Raw genomic sequence first — 16,366 nt, forward strand, 5'->3', positions numbered from 1 at the left:
ACTGCTGACCGAACAGCTTGACTGAACGGTGAGACCTTCAGGTTCCACAGGTGGATCGTAACGGCGGGTTCCGGCATATGCCGGGCCCGCCTTTTGCGTATCGGCACCCGTTCCGGCGGTTTCCGCGCGTGCGCCCGGTACATCCGGTGCGATCGGAAACCTTGCGTGGCCATTCGGTGGGGTAGGCTTGCACGTATGAGTGATTCCGAACATAGCGACTGGCAGAAGACCACCATCGATTCGGCACAGGCCGAGCAACACCCGGAAACGGCCCGTGCGGTGGCGAAGATCAAGGAGTTGCGCCAATCCATCGACAATATCGATTCCGCGATCGTCTCGCTGCTTGCGGAACGCTTCAAGGCCACCTCGCAGGTCGGCGTGCTGAAGGCGAACGCCGGATTCGCCCCGGAAGACACCAAGCGTGAGGATTATCAGATCGAACGTCTGCACCGCATCGCCGTCGATGCGGGATTGGATCCGCAGATCGCGGAAATGTACCGCGAGTTCGTGGTCACGGAGGCCAAAAAGCGCCATCAGCGCATCGCCGACGCCGGGGGAGACCCGGGCGTGCTCGACGTGTTCGCGTGACCGTCAGGCCGCCATACAGCGCGTTTTTGAAGCGATATGTTGAGGCCCTTCGTTCCGTCTGGAACGAAGGGCCTCAACATTACGCTTAACCTCTAAGCAGCTGTGCTGCGAAGGCCGCCGGCCACGCAGCGCAGGCTACCTACTTATTCTTAGGCTTTTTGGCCGGCGGCTCGCCGAGTTCGGATTCCTCGACGATGACTTCGGCTGCGGCCTCGGTCTCCGTCTTGGCCTTGTTCAGGGCGTCCTTAGCGGCGTCGGCGGTGGCCTTCGCGGCCTTCACCGCGGCGACGGCACCGGCGAAGCTGATCTTGCCGACCACGCGTCCGGCTTCGGCGATATCGCCCAGCGCGTTCTGGATGGAGTCGCGCACATCGTCGGCCACACCCAGGGTCACGGAGAGGATCGGGGTCTTCATGGAGACCTTCGCCTTGGACTTGATGCCACGCAGCGCGGCCAGAGCCTCACCGGCATGGTTCAGCAGTTCCGGCGCGACCTTGAACGCGGCGGCCTCGTACACGTCCGGGGTCGGCCATGCGGCGCGGTGCACGGAGCCTTCGCCGGCATGCATCCAGCTCCACACCTCTTCGGTGGCGTACGGCAGGAACGGCGCCAGCAGGCGGGCGAAGGCGTCGAGGCCCAGGCCCAGAGCCGTGCGTGCGGACTTGACCGCGGCCTCGCTCGGCACGTTGCCGGTGGAATCGGCGGTGCCGTAGGCGCGGTTCTTCACCAGCTCGATGTAGTCATCGCAGAACTGCCAGAAGTAGTTCTCGATGGCTTCCAGCGCCTTGGAATGCTCGTAGGATTCCAGAGCCGTGGTGGCTTCGCGTACCACCAGAGCCATCTTCGCCATTGCGGCGCGATCCAGCGGCTCGGTCACGTCGGCCGGGTTCCAGGTCGCGGTCGCGGCTTCGGCCACATGATGGTTCTCATCCTCGCGTCCGATCGCCAGCGCGAACTTGGTGGCGTTGAGCAGCTTGATGGCGAGTCGACGGCCGATCTTCATCTGGCCTTCGTCGTAGGTGGCGTCCAGGCCGAGGCGCGCGGCCGCGGCCCAGTAGCGCACGGCGTCGGCGCCGAACTGCTTGATCGGCTTGTCGGGCACCACGACGTTGCCCTTGGACTTCGACATCTTCTTGTGGTCCGGGTCGAGGATCCAGCCGGACAGGGTCGCGTTGGCCCACGGCAGGCACTTGTTTTCAAGATGCGCGCGGTCCACGGTGGAGAACAGCCAAGTGCGGATGATGTCCTGACCCTGCGGGCGCAGATCCATCGGGAAGGTGGCGTTGAAGATCGCCTGGTTCTCTTCGCCCGGCTCCTCCCAACGGGTCACGATCTGCGGGGTGAGGGAGGAGGTGGCCCAGGTGTCCATGATGTCGGGCTCGGCGGTGAAGCCGCCGGGCACGTCACGCTGGTCCTCGGTGTAGCCTTCCGGCACATCGTCGGTCGGATCGATCGGCAGAATGTCTTCGCTCGGGGTGATCGGGTGATCGTAATCCGGGGTGCCGTCTTCCTTCACCGGGTACCACAGCGGGAACGGGACGCCGAAGAAGCGCTGGCGGGAGATCAGCCAGTCGCCGTTCAGGCCGTGCACCCAGTTCTCGTAGCGCACGCGCATGAAATCGGGGTGGAAGTTGAGTTCCTTGCCGCGTTCGATGAGTTCGGCGTTCAGCTTCTCGTCGGTGCCGCCGTTCTTCAGGTACCACTGGCGGGAGGTGACGATTTCCAGCGGCTTGTCGCCCTTCTCGTAGAAGTTCGTCATACGCTTGGTCGGCGTCGGTTCGCCGTCCAGGTCGCCGGATTCGCGCAGGTGGTCGACGATGATCTTGCGGGCGGAGAAGGTGGTCTTGCCTTCCGTCTCTTCGAAGATCTTGCGGCCTTCCTCGTCTTCGATCCAGTCCGGCACGTCCATGACGATGCGTCCGTTGCGCTGGATGATGGAACGCAGCGGCAGCTTCAGGTCACGCCACCATTCGACGTCGGTGACGTCGCCGAACGTACAGCACATGGCGATGCCCGCGCCCTTGTCCATTTCCGCGGCCTTGTGGGCGAGGATCGGAACCTTGACGTGGAACAGCGGCGAGTACACGTACTGGCCGAAGTACTGCTTGTAACGCTCGTCGTCCGGGTGCGCGATCAGTGCGCCGCAGGCGGCCAGCAGTTCGGGGCGGGTGGTTTCGATGTAGATCGGGGTGCCGTCTTCGAAGCGGAAGGCGACCTTGTGGTAGAAGCCGGGGTATTCGCGGGATTCCAGCTCGGCCTGGGCCACTGCGGTCTGGAAGGTCACGTCCCACAGGCCGGGGGCGTCCTTCTGGTAGGCCTCGCCGCGGGCCAGATTGCGCAGGAACGCCTTCTGCGCCACGCGCTGCGGGTGCTTGCCGATGGTGTGATAGGTCTGGGACCAGTCGATGGACAGGCCCAGGGAGCGCCACAGGGCTTCGAACTGCTTTTCGTCCTGGGCGGTGAGCTTTTCGCACAGCTCGATGAAGTTCTTACGGGAGATCGGCACCTGGTCCTTGGCGTCGATCTTCTTGCCGTCGGTGCCTTCGAACGGCGGCTTGAAATCGGGGTCGTACTTCAGGGACGTGTCCACGCGCACGCCGTAGTAGTTCTGCACGCGGCGTTCGGTCGGCAGACCGTTGTCATCCCAGCCCATCGGGTAGAACACGTCGTAGCCCTGCATGCGCTTGAAACGCGCGATGACGTCGGTATGCGTGTAGGAGAACACGTGACCGACGTGCAGGTGGCCCGAAACGGTGGGCGGCGGGGTGTCGATGGAGTATACGGCCTTGCGGTCGCTGGTGTTGTTGAACTTGTAGGTGCCGTTGTCGTCCCAGACGGCACGCCACTTGTCTTCCAGACCGTCCACGCCGACCTTGTCGGGCAGCGGGGTCAGATTTGCGTCGATGGATTTGGCTTCAGTCATACGCGCCAGTTTAAGGCTTTTGCATGACAAGAAAGCGCCATTTTCCGCCCTAGCGGGACGGGAACGGTCATTGCTTGGCGATGTTGGCGAGGGGTAGGCGTTCGTCGACCATCTGCGCCGAGTATCCGGCGAGCTGCGTGGAGGCGACGATGGCCGTCTTGCGTGCGTACAGCCAGTCGCTGGCCGCGGTGCCGCTGACCGTGCGCGCGTACGTCTTCAGCCCGTCCTCGTATGCCTGCTGGGTGGTCGCCTGCACGGCCTGCGTGTATTGCGCCTGCGCGTCCGCGTTCGTGTAGTGCGATGTGCCGTTCGGGTCGGCGAAACTCGCGGTGCCTTCGGCGCCGACGGTGGTGAGCAGCAGATGGAAGTTGCGCTTGCTGATGCTGTCCCGCACGCCGTTCGCGCCGAGCGCCGACACTTCGACCGAAATGCCCTGTTCCTGCAGCTGTTGTGCGATCTGGTTCGCCAACGATTCGTAGGTTTCGTCGGTCACGAGTTTCAGCGTGCCCACATAGCTTGAGGCGAAGTAGTTGATGAGCTGACGGCCCCTGTCCGCATTGTGGGCGATGAGACCGGTGAGATCCTCGTAACCGGGTTCGAGCGGTCCGATCGGCCCACCGAGCACTTGCGCCACGTCGGAACGGTCCTTTGCCAGCGCGGTCTTGTCGAGGATCATGCGCAACGCCATACGCGCCTGCTCGTCGGAGAAGATGGAGTCGGCGTCGTTGTTGTACAGCAAGACGACTTTGGATTCGCTGGTACCGGTGTCGACACGGAAGCTCTCGTTGTTGTCGAAGCTTTTCGTGGAGGCCGGATCGGCCGGCAGCGCGAGGTCGATGCCGCCGTCCTGCGTGGCTTTCATCAGCGCCTGGTCATCGGCGTAGTTGTCGAAGGTGACGGTGCTTGTTTTGGCGGTGGAACCGTCGGTTGCGGTGAGCACGACCTGTTTGCCGGGCTTGAAGCTGTGCACCGTGTAGGGGCCGGCGCCCATGGTTTGTTTGGTGTAGTCGATGTTCGCGGTGCTGTCGTAGACGATGCCGAGACGGCCGCTGAGCGTGCGCGGCAGCGTGGCGTCCGGGTGCTTCAGCGAAATGACCACGGTGGTGGCGTTCGGATTGGTCACGGAGGCGAGCGCCGCCAGATCGGTGTCCGCGCCGGGCCACTTGTTCGTGACCGCCTGTTGCAGCGACCAGACGACGTTGGATGCGTCGAGGGGGTGACCGTTGGCGAATCGTATGCCGTTGCGCAGGGTGAAGGTGAGTGTGAGGCCGTCGTCGGACGTGGTCCAGGATGAGGCGAGTCCGGCGGTGATCTTGTTGTCTTTGTCGCGGTCGAGCAGCGTGCGGTAGACGTTGCCGATGAGTACGCGGTTGAGCGAGTCGCTGTCGGTGGTGCGGATGTCGAGCGTTTGGGGCGCGTCGGTGATGCCTACGGTGAGGGCGCCTCCCGTTTCGTCGGTGTTGCCGAGCAGGCTGCGGTGCGTGACCGCCGGGATGGCTACGAATATGACTAGGGCGAGCACCGCCGAGATGCCAAGGAAGATGAGCCAGCGGATCAGCTGGTTGCTGGTGTGTGCGCGGTTTGAGGACTCATGGTTCTGCGGCATGTTCGACATATATCCCAGTGTATCGGTGTGGGTAACGTACCGGCGTGATGGCAGACCATGCCGGTACGCTCACAGCGCGAAACGGCGCTGGTCACAGTGCCGAAGGGCAGGAGTCGGCGAGTGGGCAGAGGCCGCAATCCGGTTTGCGGGCGTGGCAGATGGCGCGTCCGTGCAGGATCAGCCGGTGGCTCAGGTCGGTCCATTGGTCGGGTGGGAAGCAGGCTGTGATTTCCTGTTCGACGTGTGCGGGATCGGGGTTCGCCTTCCGCCAGTCGCTGCGCCAGCGCAACCGCCCGGTGACTCTCATCACATGGGTGTCCACGGGGAATCCCGGAATGTGGAATGCGTTGCCCAACACCACGTTCGCGGTTTTCCGCCCCACGCCGGGCAGTGAGATCAGCTCGTCCATGGTGTTCGGCACGGTGCCGTCGAAACGCTCGTCCAACGCCTGGGCCAATCCGAGCAGATGCTTGGTTTTCGAACGGTGGAATCCGAGCGGATGGATGATGCGTTCCACATCCTCCGGATTGGCCGCCGCCAGATCGCGGCAGGTCGGGTAGGTGGCGAACAGTTCGGGAGTGACGGTGTTGACGCGCTTATCGGTCGTTTGGGCACTCAACACCGTGGCGATGAGCAACTGCAACGGTGTTTCGAAATGCAACGCGCACTTGGGTTCCGGGTAGGTTTCGCACAGTATGGCATACTGCGCGTGCATGCGTTCCAGACGCGCCTTGCGCGATTCGGCGCCCGTCATTCGCCGGAAGGCAGGGACGCCGACTTCGCCGCGGACTCTTCGCTTTCCTCGTCCGGCGGGTCGAAACGGTAGCCCACATTACGCACGGTGCCGATGAGATGCTCGTATTCGCCGCCGAGCTTGGCGCGCAGACGACGGATATGCACGTCGACGGTACGGGTGCCGCCGTAATAGTCGTAGCCCCACACCTCCTGCAACAGCTGGGCGCGGGTGAACACACGCCCGGGATGCTGCACAAGATATTTCAACAATTCGAACTCCTTGTACGCCAAATCGATCGGATGGCCGTGCAAGGAAGCGGTGTAGCCGTTCGTATCCACGATCAGATCGCCGGAACGAATCTGCCCGTCCGCCGCGGAGCTTCCGCCATCGGTGGCGGGAAGCGTATTCGCCGGCGCATTGCCACGCTCGGAAACGAGCCTCAGACGGCCTTCCACTTCGGCCGGTGAAGCGGTGGCCACCACCACGTCCGCAATGCCCCATTGCGAGTTGACCACGGTGAATCCGCCTTCGGTGAGCACCAGCACGATGGGCGTGGAAAGGCCGGAAGCATGGATGAGATTGCACAGCGTCTTGGCCGTGGCCAGATCGTCGCGCGCATCAAGGAAAAGAATCGTGCTTTCAGGCATCTTCACCAGACTGGCGGCATCCATCGGAAGAACGCGAATGCGATGGGAGAGCAACGCGAGTGAAGGCAGCACGGAAGCGGGGTTGCTGGCGGACGTCATAAGCGTCAGATCAGTCACGTCAAACCCCCTGTTTCGGTTTGCTTGTCGATTTGTGGATATTTTACGCGCACATCGTGGACACGCACGACGCACGCTACATACCAGAATGCACCCCTTTTGTTTAGAACATGTAAGGCGTGTGGGGGTATTGAGTAGGATAAGGGGAGTGCTGAACGAGAATCTGGAGTTGACATGAGCGAAACCGTGGAGAAAAGAGGCGCCGGGTGCGCACGAATGTTGGGCGTGCAGGCTGCGGCGTATGCGGTGTTCATCGTAGTGGCGCTGCTGCTGTCCGCCATTGGCGGTCCGATGTCGAGAATGGTGGTGTACGGCCTTGCGGCCGTCGCGTTGGTGGTACTGGTCGCATTCCACGTATGCTGGCCGTTCCGCGCTGGTCTGGCCGATCGCATCATCGGCGTCGTGGCCGGTTTGCTGTCGTTGGTGTTCGTTTCCACCACGCTCGGTGAGAAACTGGTTCCTTCGAACGAGAAGATCATGAACGATGAGCTTCTGCGCAACACGTATCCGATGATGTGCTGGGCGGCGGCGGTCGCGGGACTGCTCGTCCTGCTGACCGTGGTGTCGTTCGGGCGTCAGATGCTGCGCGAGGAGCGCTCGCATCTGATTCGTGCATTGTCGCATTGCGTGACCGGCGGTGCCGCGTCGATTTCGCTGGCGGGCTGGGTGTTCCTCCCGTACGTCGTGGTCACCGGCCAGTTCGCAGGGAGCAAGGCGATCACCGGGAAATTCGTCGCGTTGGTCGTGGCGATGGTCGTGGTGGCGCTGCTACTCGCCTACGCTTCGGTGTTCTGGATGAAGGAGCTCGACCCCGCCGAGGACGCGCGTGAACCGTGGATCGGCGTGGCCATGCTGCCGGTGATGCTGTTCGGTCTGGTGGTGTTCGCCGCCGCGCTGCTGGTTCAGATTGTCGGTTGGTGATCCGCGCGGATAGATACGAATTCGCAAGATGAAAGGCCTGCGGTTCAGTGAATGAACCGCAGGCCTTTTCGTATGCCGGTACCCGCCCGTACCGGTTTTGTCTTCTCTCGGTGTTTGCCCGGGGCTTGCCCGAGATTCGAAAGCGCTCAGAAGCCGATAATGCTGAGATGCTGAAGCAATACCTTCAGACCGATGAGCATCAGCACGAAACCGCCGATGATCTGCGCCGGCTTCTGCCAATGCGAGCCGAACAGCCTGCCGATGCACAGTCCGGCAACCGCGAACAGGCCGGTCGTCACGCCGATGATGGCCGCCGACAGCCAGATGTTGAGGTTCATGAACGCGAAGCTCACGCCGACGGCGAACGCATCGATACTGCAGACGAACGCGATCGGCATCATGTGATGCCAGTCGAATTCCGGTGTCTCCTTGGCGTTCTCCTCATCCTCCTCGAACGCCTCACGCACCATGTTGCCGCCGATCAGCATGAGCAGGAAGAAGATGATCCAATGATCCACGGCGGTCACGTATTGACTGAACGTGGAGGTCGCGAAATAGCCGAGTATGGGGAACAACGCCTGAAAACCGCCGAACCACAGGGCGCTTTTCAACGCGTCCACCACACGGAGCTTCCTGACGGTCAATCCCTTGCCGATGGAGACGGCGAACGCGTCCATGGATACGGAAATTGCGATAAGAAATGTCTGCAACATAGGTTTGAACAAAGGTTCATCCCGCCGGTCTCCCCACGGGATGGGCCTCGACGGGGTGAACCGCCTACGCCTAGGGGTACCGACATAGAACTGCCTCACCGGAGGCGGGCTTTGAATTCAGCGAATACTGTTCGCATGTCGTCAACTACAAGGGCACATGATACGCAGAAACCGCCCTTGAAACAAGAGCGGTTTCCCATTATGCGGCGATACGGTCTGCCGGTTCTCCCGCCATCATGCGGCGGAATCGTCGGTCATTCCGGTCGATCACTTCTCGCTTTCGGCAAGACGCTTGCGGGCGGCGACGATCTCCTCTTCGGCCTTGGCGGCGCCGGTCCAGTAATCGCCGGGCAGCACTTCCTTGCCCGGTTCCAGGGCCTTGTACTGCTCGAAGAAGTGCTTGATTTCAGCCTTGTGGTACTCGGACACGTCCTCGACGTCCTTGATGTCGTCGAAACGCACGTCGGCGGGCACGCACAGGACCTTGTCGTCTCCACCGGCCTCGTCCACCATGTGGTACAGACCGACGGCGCGGCACTCGACCACGCAACCCGGGAACACGGAGTTCGGGATCATGACCAGCGCGTCCAGCGGATCGCCGTCCTCGCCCAGGGTGCCGTCGATGTAGCCGTAGTCATCCGGGTAACCCATGGAGGTGAACAGGGTGCGGTCCAGGAACACGCGGCCCGTCTCGTGGTCGACTTCGTACTTGTTCTTGGAGCCGCGCGGAATCTCCACCACGACGTTGAAGGTTTCTGCCATTTCGTTTCTCCTTGAGATGGGGCAGGTTGTATTTCCGTTACCCACAATACCTCTTTCCACCGAAGTACGGCAGGCACGTCATGGGTAACGGTAAACGAAGCGGGTGGCCGAATCGGGATCAACGATTCGGCCACCCGCTTTATGGTGGCGGTTGCGCTTGGAAGACCGAGCCTCGGAGCGCAACGTCATGCGCCTTTCGTCAGCACATCAGCGACATCAGCGGACGACGTGGAACACGTGCGCGACGTCGGCCCACGGGGCGAGCGAGACGAAGTTGTCCCAGCTCCACGCGAAATCGCGGCCCGTGAGCTCCTCGCGCATATGCGCGCCCCACTGCGGGTCGATGTCGAAATCGGGCAGTTCCAGATGCACTTCCGACTGATGCGCGTTATGACCGTCAAGGTTCACCACCACGACCAGCGTTTCGGCCTTGCCGGTGCTCGTCAGTTCGGCGGGGGTGTGGCGGGCGAACGCGAGGATGTTCGGGTCGGACGACGGCAGGATGCTCACATTGTGGTAGCTGAACACGTCGGCGTACTCGCGGCGGATCCTGTTCAGGCTGGTCAGCAGCTCGGCGATGCCGTACTTGTCGGCATCCTCCCAGTCACGCACCTTGACCTCGTACTTCTCGTTGTCGATCTGCTCCTCGAAACCGGGGCGCTGCTTGTTCTCCACGAGTTCGAAGCCGTTGTAGATGCCCCAGCTCGGGCTGCCCATGGCGGCCAGTACCGCGCGGACGGCATGGCCTGCCACGCCGTTGTCGCGCACATAGTCGGTGAGGATGTCGGGCGTGGTCGGCCAGAAGGTGTTGTGCTGGTAGTAGCCGTCGTCGCCGTTGGTTTCCAGCAGGTACTTTTCGAGCTCCTCCTTGGTGTTACGCCACGGGAAGTAGCAGTGCGACTGGGTGAAGCCCACGTAGCTCAACGCACGCATCATGCCGGGACGGGTGAACGCTTCGGCCAGGAACAGCACTTCGGGGTGCTTCTTCGTGACCGCGGCGATGACGTCCTGCCAGAAACGCACCGGCTTGGTGTGCGGGTTGTCGACGCGGAAGATGGTCACGCCGGCAGCGATCCACAGGTTCATAATGCGTTCGACTTCCTTCTCGATGCCGGCCATGTCGGCGTTGAAGTCGATCGGATAGATGTCCTGATACTTCTTCGGCGGGTTCTCGGCGAATGCGATGGTGCCGTCGGGCTTGGTGCGGAACCAGTTCGGATGCTGCTTGACCCACGGGTGATCGGGGGAGCACTGCAGCGCGAAATCAAGCGCGACCTCCAGGCCGAGCTCATGCGCACGGGCGCAGAACGCCTTGAAATCATCCATGGTTCCCAGCAGCGGATCCACGGTGTCATGGCCGCCCAGCTCCGAACCGATGCCGAACGGGGAGCCCGGATCGTCGGGACCAGCCACCAGCGCATTGTTGCGGCCCTTGCGGTTGGTCACACCGATCGGGAAGATCGGCGGCAGATAGACGATATCGAAGCCTTCCGCCTTCGCACGTTCCAGACCGGACAGCGCGGTGACCAGCGTGCCCTGCTTGATCTTGCCGGTTTCCGTGTCGAAGGTCGCGCCTTCGGAACGCGGGAAGAACTGGTACCACGCGGCGAAGCTGGACTTCGGACGTTCCACTTTGAAACGCTGCGGGGCGCTCGGCGACAGGCCGTCGCGCAGCGGGTTCGACGCATGCAGTTCGGTGATCGCGTTGTCGGTGGCGGCGGCGAGACGCTCCTCGGGGGAGAGGGAGGTGTCGGCCATGGTGGCCGCGGCGGTCTCCAGCGTCTTGCGCTGGCGGGCGTTGAGCTTGGAATCATCGGCGAGCGCCCAGCGTGCGAGCAGCTGGGAGCCGGAGATCAGCGCGTTCTCCACATCGTCGTTCACCTCCACCTTGATGGTGGCGTCGTGCAGCCAGGAAAGATAGGTGTCTTCCCAGCCTTCCACGGTGACGGTCCACTCGCCGAGCTGACGCTTTACTTTGGCGAAACCGTCCTCCCACGGCTTGACGTCGCTGCGCTCGCCGCACTTCAACGTCACGGTCCAACGGTCCAGACCCGGGTTCACGCACGTCATCGGCAGTCGCAGCATTTCCTTGCCGCGCGGATTGCGCACCACGGCGGTGGCGCCGACCTTGGTGCGTCCTTCGATGAACACCTGCGCGGTGACATCGAACGCTTCGCCGAGCTCCACGCGCGCCGGGAAGACGCCGCGCTCCTCGTTCGGGGTGATGTCCATCACGTTGACACGGCCGAACTGGCCGGGTTCGGTGACGGGGATGACGGGAGCCGGGGCTTCGCCCTGGATCACGGGCGTCGTCTTGGCGGTACGCCTGGTCTTCCTCGTCGTGGTGCGCTTCGCCGCACCGGTCGTCGTTTTCGCGGATGACTCCGCGCTCTTCCCCGCTGTATTCTCAGTGGTCTTCGTCGACATGGCAGCCTTCTCCTTGCTACTCATAAATGATTTCCCTCCTATTGTATGTGCGGGGTCGTCGAAGGATGTGGACGAGTTTGTGGACAGTACCCCCGTCGTTGTGGACAACTTCATATATTGCATGCCGCGAACGGCGGAATGTGCATAACCGGGGCTGGGAGTTATCCACAACACGCCCGGCGAAGGGGGTTCCGACCACAGGGGTTGAAAACCGTGGGGTCGGCGGGCGAAATCTGGCAGTCTCGGTGGTAGCCCCGGCAATGCGGCCGGGCGACACCATGTATATAGGAGGAAGAATATGGCCATAAGACCATGGCGCTACCTTTCCATGCTGGCGGCAGCCGTCATCGCGTTCGTGATGATGATGGGCCCGTCGGCGAACGCGTTCGCGGCGACGTTGAACTACCCGCCGCCCGGCACGAATCTGCCGTATCGTATCGACGGCATGGATGTGCATATCGGTGCGATCAGGCAGCTGCCCGACGGCAGGCTCGCATACTGCATGAAGGCGGGCGCGACTTCCAGCAGCGACTATTCGACAGGCCGCCCGGTGGCGGACAACGGGAATGTGCGTCGCATCGCCTGGCTGGCGAACCGCTACCAGAACAGTCGTGATGCGAAGACGCACGCCGCCATCGGCGTGCTGGTACATAGGTATATGGAACTCGATGTGCAGGCGTGGGCACGCCATTGGGCGGTCATTTCCGCACAATACCCGGATCTGGGTGCGATTGCCGATCGCCTGTGGAGCGAAGCCGGCGTGAATTTGCCGATGGGATTGCATGTTTCCAGCCAGATGGTGGAAGGCAAGCGTTCCGGCTGGGTGGATGTTCTGGTGAAAAGCGACGGCAGGGCGCTCGCGGGCGTTCCTTATGTGGTCAAGTTGAGCGGCCCGGCGCGGTTCGATGGCGGCGGGCAGTCGGTGAGCGGCGTTTCGGGTGATTCGGCCATCCGTCACACGTGGCATGCCACCGGTGCCGGCGAAGTGACGGTGGATACGCAGTATGAGGTGCCGAGCGTAATGCAGTTGGTGAGCAGCCAGGATTACGCGTGCTATGGCAGTCAAAGCCAGGTGTCGGGCGACGGCATCGTGTTCAAGGTGCGTAAGGATTTCACGCCCGGCGTGACCACGGTCGCCTCCAAGAAGATCGTGGATGCCGGTGAGACGGTGAGCGATGAGGTCACGTCCTCCGTGACCGGTGCCGACAGTCATTGGCCGGACGGCTTGGAATTGCAGGCCAAGGGATACTACTTCGATTCGATTCGCGCCGACGAGCTGGGCGATCCGCTGCGGCCGGGGGATGGCGAAAACGTCGAGACGTTCCTTGAACGCATCGCGAAGCGTGGGCATAAGCCTGCGGCGTACGGTTCCGCCGCGTTCACCGGTCCGGGGCAGAGCGTGACCGTCACCGCCGTGACGCAGCCGGGCGGCGATGCGCAGTACCGTACGCCGACTAGTGGCGGCATCGGCACGTGGGTGTGGGCGTTCGACGCTTCCGAACAGTCGGAAAAGGCCCGTGAATACGTTACGAAGGATGTCGTCAGCATGTTCCTTGAGGCGCAGGAAACCAATGTGAACCGTTCCAAGGTGGAAGTGGAGTCGACGATCACCGAGCACAGCCCGTCATTGGGCGCGCAGCTCAGCGACACCATCACCGTGAACGGATTCCCCGAAGATCATGGGGAATTCAAGGGGAATGAGGAGTTCGGCATCGGTGCCGACGAGGAGTATGCGCAGGTGAGCGTGTGGTGGTCCGGCGATAGGGATGACCCGGGCAGCGATGACGAGTACCGTCCGTCCGGCGCGGAGGTGCCGCGGGAGGATGAGCATCACAAGCTGGTCGGCACGTGGGATGTGCCGGCCAGGAACGGGCGCATCCGGGTTGGTGCCGGAGCGTTGGACGCGCATGGCAATCCGGTGAATATCGTTGCCGAGGAGCATGGCTGGTATGCGTTCGTGTGGACGTTCCCCGGCGATGATCGTGTCATGCCCGCAGCCAGCGCCTACGACGATCAGTGGGAGCAGGCGAGGGTGGTCGAGGAACCGGAGGAGGATGAGCCGGAAGAGCCTGAGGAGCCTGTTGATGAGGTGGTCGAGGAGTCTGAGGAGCCGGAGTCGCCGCTGGCTTCGACGGGCAGCGATGTCGCTTTCGCCATCGTCATGGCGGTGATGGCGTTCGCTGCGGGTCTGCTCATCCTGGTCATGGCCCACCGGCGCGAATCGCTGTGATGTGATCGCAATGGATATCGCAATGGATATGTAGCGAACGGTTACGGCGAATCGCCCCACGGCGACGTGAGGATATGACAAAGGCCGGGAACCTTGCGATTCCCGGCCTTCCATTGGTAGCGGGGCATGGATTTGAACCATGGACCTCTGGGTTATGAGCCCAGCGAGCTACCGAGCTGCTCCACCCCGCGATGGCTTGTCTTTTAGACAGCTCTATCAATCATAAGCGGATGGATGCGCATGTCAACTCCGCGCGTGTCGTGAATGATTCCGGGCCGCTTGGCATGGTGCGCTGCATAATGTAAAACATGCCTATCAAGATTCCCAGTGGCCTTCCGGCCAGAGCCATCCTCGATTCGGAGCGTATCTTCGCGTTGGAGAAGCCCGAGGCGGAGCGGCAGCGTGTTCGCCCGCTGAGGCTGGTGATCCTGAATCTGATGCCGAAGAAGATCGAAACTGAAACGCAGCTGCTCAGGCTCATCTCGAAAAGTCCGCTGCAGGTCGAGATCGACTTCATGAAGACCTCCACGCATGAGGCGACGCACGTGTCCGCCGACCATCTCGTGAAATTCTACGAGACCCTGGACGCGTTGAAGGACAACTATTACGACGGTTTCGTGGTGACGGGCGCCCCGGTGGAGCACATGCCCTTCGAGCAGGTCGACTACTGGGAGGAATTCCAGCGGATCCTCGACTGGGCCTCCACGCACGTGTTCTCCACCATGTACCTGTGCTGGGGCGCGATGGGTGCGCTGTACGAACGTTACGGCGTGCATAAGGTGGATCTGCCTGAGAAGATCTTCGGCGTTTTCCCGCAGTACCTGCAGGACGAATACTGCTTCCTGACCAACGGTTTCGACGAGATCGCGCTGCAGCCGCATTCCCGTCTCGCCGGGGTCGACGAGCGTGATGTGCGCGCCAATCCCGATTTGCAGATTCTGACTTGGGGCCCGGAATCCGGCCCTGGCCTGATCGCCACGCGCGATTTCTCCGAAGTGTTCGCGCTGGGCCATTGGGAGTATGGCAAGATGACGCTCGCCGAGGAGTATGAGCGCGATATGGCCAAGGGCATGACGAACGTGCCGTTCCCGAAGAACTATTTCCCGCATGACGATCCGAAACTGGAGCCGCTGTTCGCCTGGCGAGCGCACGCGAACCTGCTGTGGCGCAACTGGCTGAACTGGGTGTATCAGACCACGCCGTACGATCTGACCGAAGTGCCGGAGCTCAGGGCCCATAAGAAGCTCGGTACCGATCGCGCGATCCGGCATGAGCCGGCCGGCCCCCGCGCCGACGATTTCCATCCGTTCGAACAGGACGGTTACGGTGTGGTCCACGAGCGGTGATGTGCATCGTATGACAGGCCGGTGTTGCCTGACGATATGAACCGGCGGCGCCCGAAACGCGATTTCGGACGTCGCCGATTCGTATATTGACCTTCAAGAATCCGCCATATGACCATAAAAGCGTCCATAATGTGAACGTGAAAGTTCTCTCTGTGGACATTTTTGGATTATTCCGCGGCGCCGGGAAAAAGACGGAAAACGTTGTCATGTCGGGGATGTGAGCACTAACATAAATTGCGTTTTTGTCAACATCGCGTGATTCGGCCATATGCGAAACGCCGAGCGAATCCGTGCAAAATCACGATTTGCCGTCGTCCCCGTTGCGTTCGTCTACGAGATGGCGAATAATCATCACCTAGCCATTCGAGATTGGATGCCGATGAGGCAGTTTGAATCCCCTCGATTTGCGCCCTGCCGACATGAGCCCGCGAGCCGAACCGAGATGACTGGAGATGTTACCGACCGGTCACATTGACAAGTTGTTTGGGGATAAACTGGCAACAGGCATGAAGAAGTAGGAGGCGCGAAGAATGCACGAGACGCTAATGTCCGGGCTCACACTTGCCGCGAACGGGCCGGAGATCCCCACCGTTGATGAATTCCTTCCCCCGGAGATCCTTTTCGCCGGTACCCCATTCGCCATCAACCGCATCATCCTGGTGCGCCTGGTCATGGTGGTCATCATGTTGGTCGTGCTCGGAGTGAGCGCCGCCAAGGCGAAACTCATCCCCAGCCGCTGGCAGGGCTTCATCGAGTGGGGCATCGAATACGTGCGCGAGAAGATCGTGTACGAGGTGATGGGCGAGACGCGAGGAAAGCGTTACGTCCCCATGATCACCACGCTGTTCTTCACGATCCTGCTGTTCAACATCTGTGGCATCATCCCCGGCATGAACATCGCCGCCACCGCGACGATCATGATGCCGCTGGCATTCGCGCTGTGGACTTTCGTGCAGTATTGGCGCACCGCCTGCCGTGAGCAGGGCTTCTTCACTTACCTGAAGAAGGAATGCATCCCTCAGGGCGTTCCGGCACCGGTGCTCATCATCGCCATCCCCATCCAGCTGCTTGACGTGGTCGTCATCCGCCCGGTTTCCCTGACGGTCCGACTCTTCGCCAACATGCTCGCAGGCCACATCATCGTGGCACTGTGCTTCTCCGCAACGCAGTTCTTCCTGATCGAAGCCCACAACTGGATGGCCGCATTCGGCGCGGCAACCTTCGTGTTCGGCTTCATCATGACCCTGTTCGAAGGCTTCGTGGCGTATCTGCAAGCGTTCATCTTCGCCACGCTTTCCACCGTGTACATCAACCTCAGCTACCCCGAGGACTGAGTACGCCAATTAGATT

General features: G+C 61.8%; 12 protein-coding genes and 1 tRNA gene. 5 read left to right on the forward strand and 8 right to left on the reverse strand.

The features are described 5' to 3' along the window. Positions 1 to 195: 195 nt before the first annotated feature. Positions 196 to 588, forward strand: a complete 393-nt coding sequence (locus tag KIH75_RS03415) for a chorismate mutase (RefSeq protein WP_219055407.1) — start codon at positions 196 to 198, stop codon at positions 586 to 588. A gap of 139 nt (positions 589 to 727) precedes the next feature. Here the strand turns inward: KIH75_RS03415 and valS are convergent, their stop codons facing one another. From valS to KIH75_RS03435, 4 genes are all read right to left on the reverse strand, one after another. Beyond that, the gene (gene valS / locus KIH75_RS03420) at positions 728 to 3,511 is read right to left on the reverse strand and encodes a valine--tRNA ligase (protein WP_219055408.1); all 2,784 of its coding nucleotides are present in this window, start codon (positions 3,509 to 3,511) and stop codon (positions 728 to 730) included. Between the two features lie 67 nt (positions 3,512 to 3,578). After that, a complete protein-coding gene (locus tag KIH75_RS03425; RefSeq protein WP_219055409.1) occupies positions 3,579 to 5,126 on the reverse strand; it encodes an ABC transporter substrate-binding protein in 1,548 nt (515 codons plus the stop codon). Positions 5,127 to 5,208: 82 nt separating this feature from the next. Then, positions 5,209 to 5,832, reverse strand: coding sequence for an endonuclease III (gene nth / locus KIH75_RS03430; RefSeq protein ID WP_219055410.1), 624 nt, complete (start codon positions 5,830 to 5,832; stop codon positions 5,209 to 5,211). 35 nt (positions 5,833 to 5,867) lie between these two features. Further along, positions 5,868 to 6,617, reverse strand: coding sequence for a winged helix-turn-helix transcriptional regulator (locus tag KIH75_RS03435; RefSeq protein ID WP_219055411.1), 750 nt, complete (start codon positions 6,615 to 6,617; stop codon positions 5,868 to 5,870). A 174-nt stretch (positions 6,618 to 6,791) separates the two neighbouring features. Between KIH75_RS03435 and KIH75_RS03440 the strand changes: the two genes are divergently transcribed. Further along, on the forward strand, positions 6,792 to 7,538 hold the full coding sequence (locus tag KIH75_RS03440) for a hypothetical protein (RefSeq protein WP_219055412.1): 747 nt from the start codon (positions 6,792 to 6,794) through the stop codon (positions 7,536 to 7,538). Positions 7,539 to 7,684: 146 nt separating this feature from the next. Here the strand turns inward: KIH75_RS03440 and KIH75_RS03445 are convergent, their stop codons facing one another. The 3 genes from KIH75_RS03445 to KIH75_RS03455 all read right to left on the reverse strand — a co-directional run bounded on the left by KIH75_RS03445 (position 7,685) and on the right by KIH75_RS03455 (position 11,464). After that, positions 7,685 to 8,251: a manganese efflux pump MntP gene (locus KIH75_RS03445; protein WP_219055413.1), complete on the reverse strand. Its 567-nt coding sequence runs from the start codon at positions 8,249 to 8,251 to the stop codon at positions 7,685 to 7,687. 267 nt (positions 8,252 to 8,518) lie between these two features. Continuing rightward, positions 8,519 to 9,013, reverse strand: coding sequence for an inorganic diphosphatase (locus KIH75_RS03450; protein ID WP_003825472.1), 495 nt, complete (start codon positions 9,011 to 9,013; stop codon positions 8,519 to 8,521). Positions 9,014 to 9,229: 216 nt separating this feature from the next. Then, complete coding sequence (locus KIH75_RS03455) at positions 9,230 to 11,464, reverse strand: alpha-1,4-glucan--maltose-1-phosphate maltosyltransferase (RefSeq protein ID WP_219055414.1); 2,235 nt, start codon at positions 11,462 to 11,464, stop codon at positions 9,230 to 9,232. Between the two features lie 274 nt (positions 11,465 to 11,738). Between KIH75_RS03455 and KIH75_RS03460 the strand changes: the two genes are divergently transcribed. Continuing rightward, complete coding sequence (locus KIH75_RS03460) at positions 11,739 to 13,670, forward strand: cell surface protein (RefSeq protein WP_219055415.1); 1,932 nt, start codon at positions 11,739 to 11,741, stop codon at positions 13,668 to 13,670. Between the two features lie 114 nt (positions 13,671 to 13,784). On the opposite strand, the gene KIH75_RS03465 is transcribed toward KIH75_RS03460, so the two are convergent. Continuing rightward, a tRNA-Met gene (locus KIH75_RS03465) sits at positions 13,785 to 13,861 on the reverse strand. A 117-nt stretch (positions 13,862 to 13,978) separates the two neighbouring features. Between KIH75_RS03465 and KIH75_RS03470 the strand changes: the two genes are divergently transcribed. Then, positions 13,979 to 15,016, forward strand: a complete 1,038-nt coding sequence (locus KIH75_RS03470) for a homoserine O-succinyltransferase (protein WP_219055416.1) — start codon at positions 13,979 to 13,981, stop codon at positions 15,014 to 15,016. A gap of 530 nt (positions 15,017 to 15,546) precedes the next feature. Beyond that, positions 15,547 to 16,350: a F0F1 ATP synthase subunit A gene (gene atpB / locus KIH75_RS03475; protein ID WP_219055417.1), complete on the forward strand. Its 804-nt coding sequence runs from the start codon at positions 15,547 to 15,549 to the stop codon at positions 16,348 to 16,350. Positions 16,351 to 16,366 lie beyond the last annotated feature (16 nt).

The sequence above is a fragment of the Bifidobacterium pongonis genome (assembly GCF_019331805.1).
Classification (GTDB): domain Bacteria; phylum Actinomycetota; class Actinomycetes; order Actinomycetales; family Bifidobacteriaceae; genus Bifidobacterium; species Bifidobacterium pongonis.

What these genes read in the sequence shown, in the direction of transcription:
- KIH75_RS03415 (WP_219055407.1), top strand. Translation starts at nt 196, where the DNA reads ATGAGTGATTCCGAACATAGCGACTGGCAGAAGACCACCATCGATTCG.
- valS (WP_219055408.1), bottom strand. Translation starts at nt 3,511, where the DNA reads ATGACTGAAGCCAAATCCATCGACGCAAATCTGACCCCGCTGCCCGAC.
- KIH75_RS03425 (WP_219055409.1), bottom strand. Translation starts at nt 5,126, where the DNA reads ATGTCGAACATGCCGCAGAACCATGAGTCCTCAAACCGCGCACACACC.
- nth (WP_219055410.1), bottom strand. Translation starts at nt 5,832, where the DNA reads ATGCACGCGCAGTATGCCATACTGTGCGAAACCTACCCGGAACCCAAG.
- KIH75_RS03440 (WP_219055412.1), top strand. Translation starts at nt 6,792, where the DNA reads ATGAGCGAAACCGTGGAGAAAAGAGGCGCCGGGTGCGCACGAATGTTG.
- KIH75_RS03445 (WP_219055413.1), bottom strand. Translation starts at nt 8,251, where the DNA reads ATGTTGCAGACATTTCTTATCGCAATTTCCGTATCCATGGACGCGTTC.
- KIH75_RS03450 (WP_003825472.1), bottom strand. Translation starts at nt 9,013, where the DNA reads ATGGCAGAAACCTTCAACGTCGTGGTGGAGATTCCGCGCGGCTCCAAG.
- KIH75_RS03455 (WP_219055414.1), bottom strand. Translation starts at nt 11,464, where the DNA reads ATGAGTAGCAAGGAGAAGGCTGCCATGTCGACGAAGACCACTGAGAAT.
- KIH75_RS03460 (WP_219055415.1), top strand. Translation starts at nt 11,739, where the DNA reads ATGGCCATAAGACCATGGCGCTACCTTTCCATGCTGGCGGCAGCCGTC.
- KIH75_RS03470 (WP_219055416.1), top strand. Translation starts at nt 13,979, where the DNA reads ATGCCTATCAAGATTCCCAGTGGCCTTCCGGCCAGAGCCATCCTCGAT.
- atpB (WP_219055417.1), top strand. Translation starts at nt 15,547, where the DNA reads ATGCACGAGACGCTAATGTCCGGGCTCACACTTGCCGCGAACGGGCCG.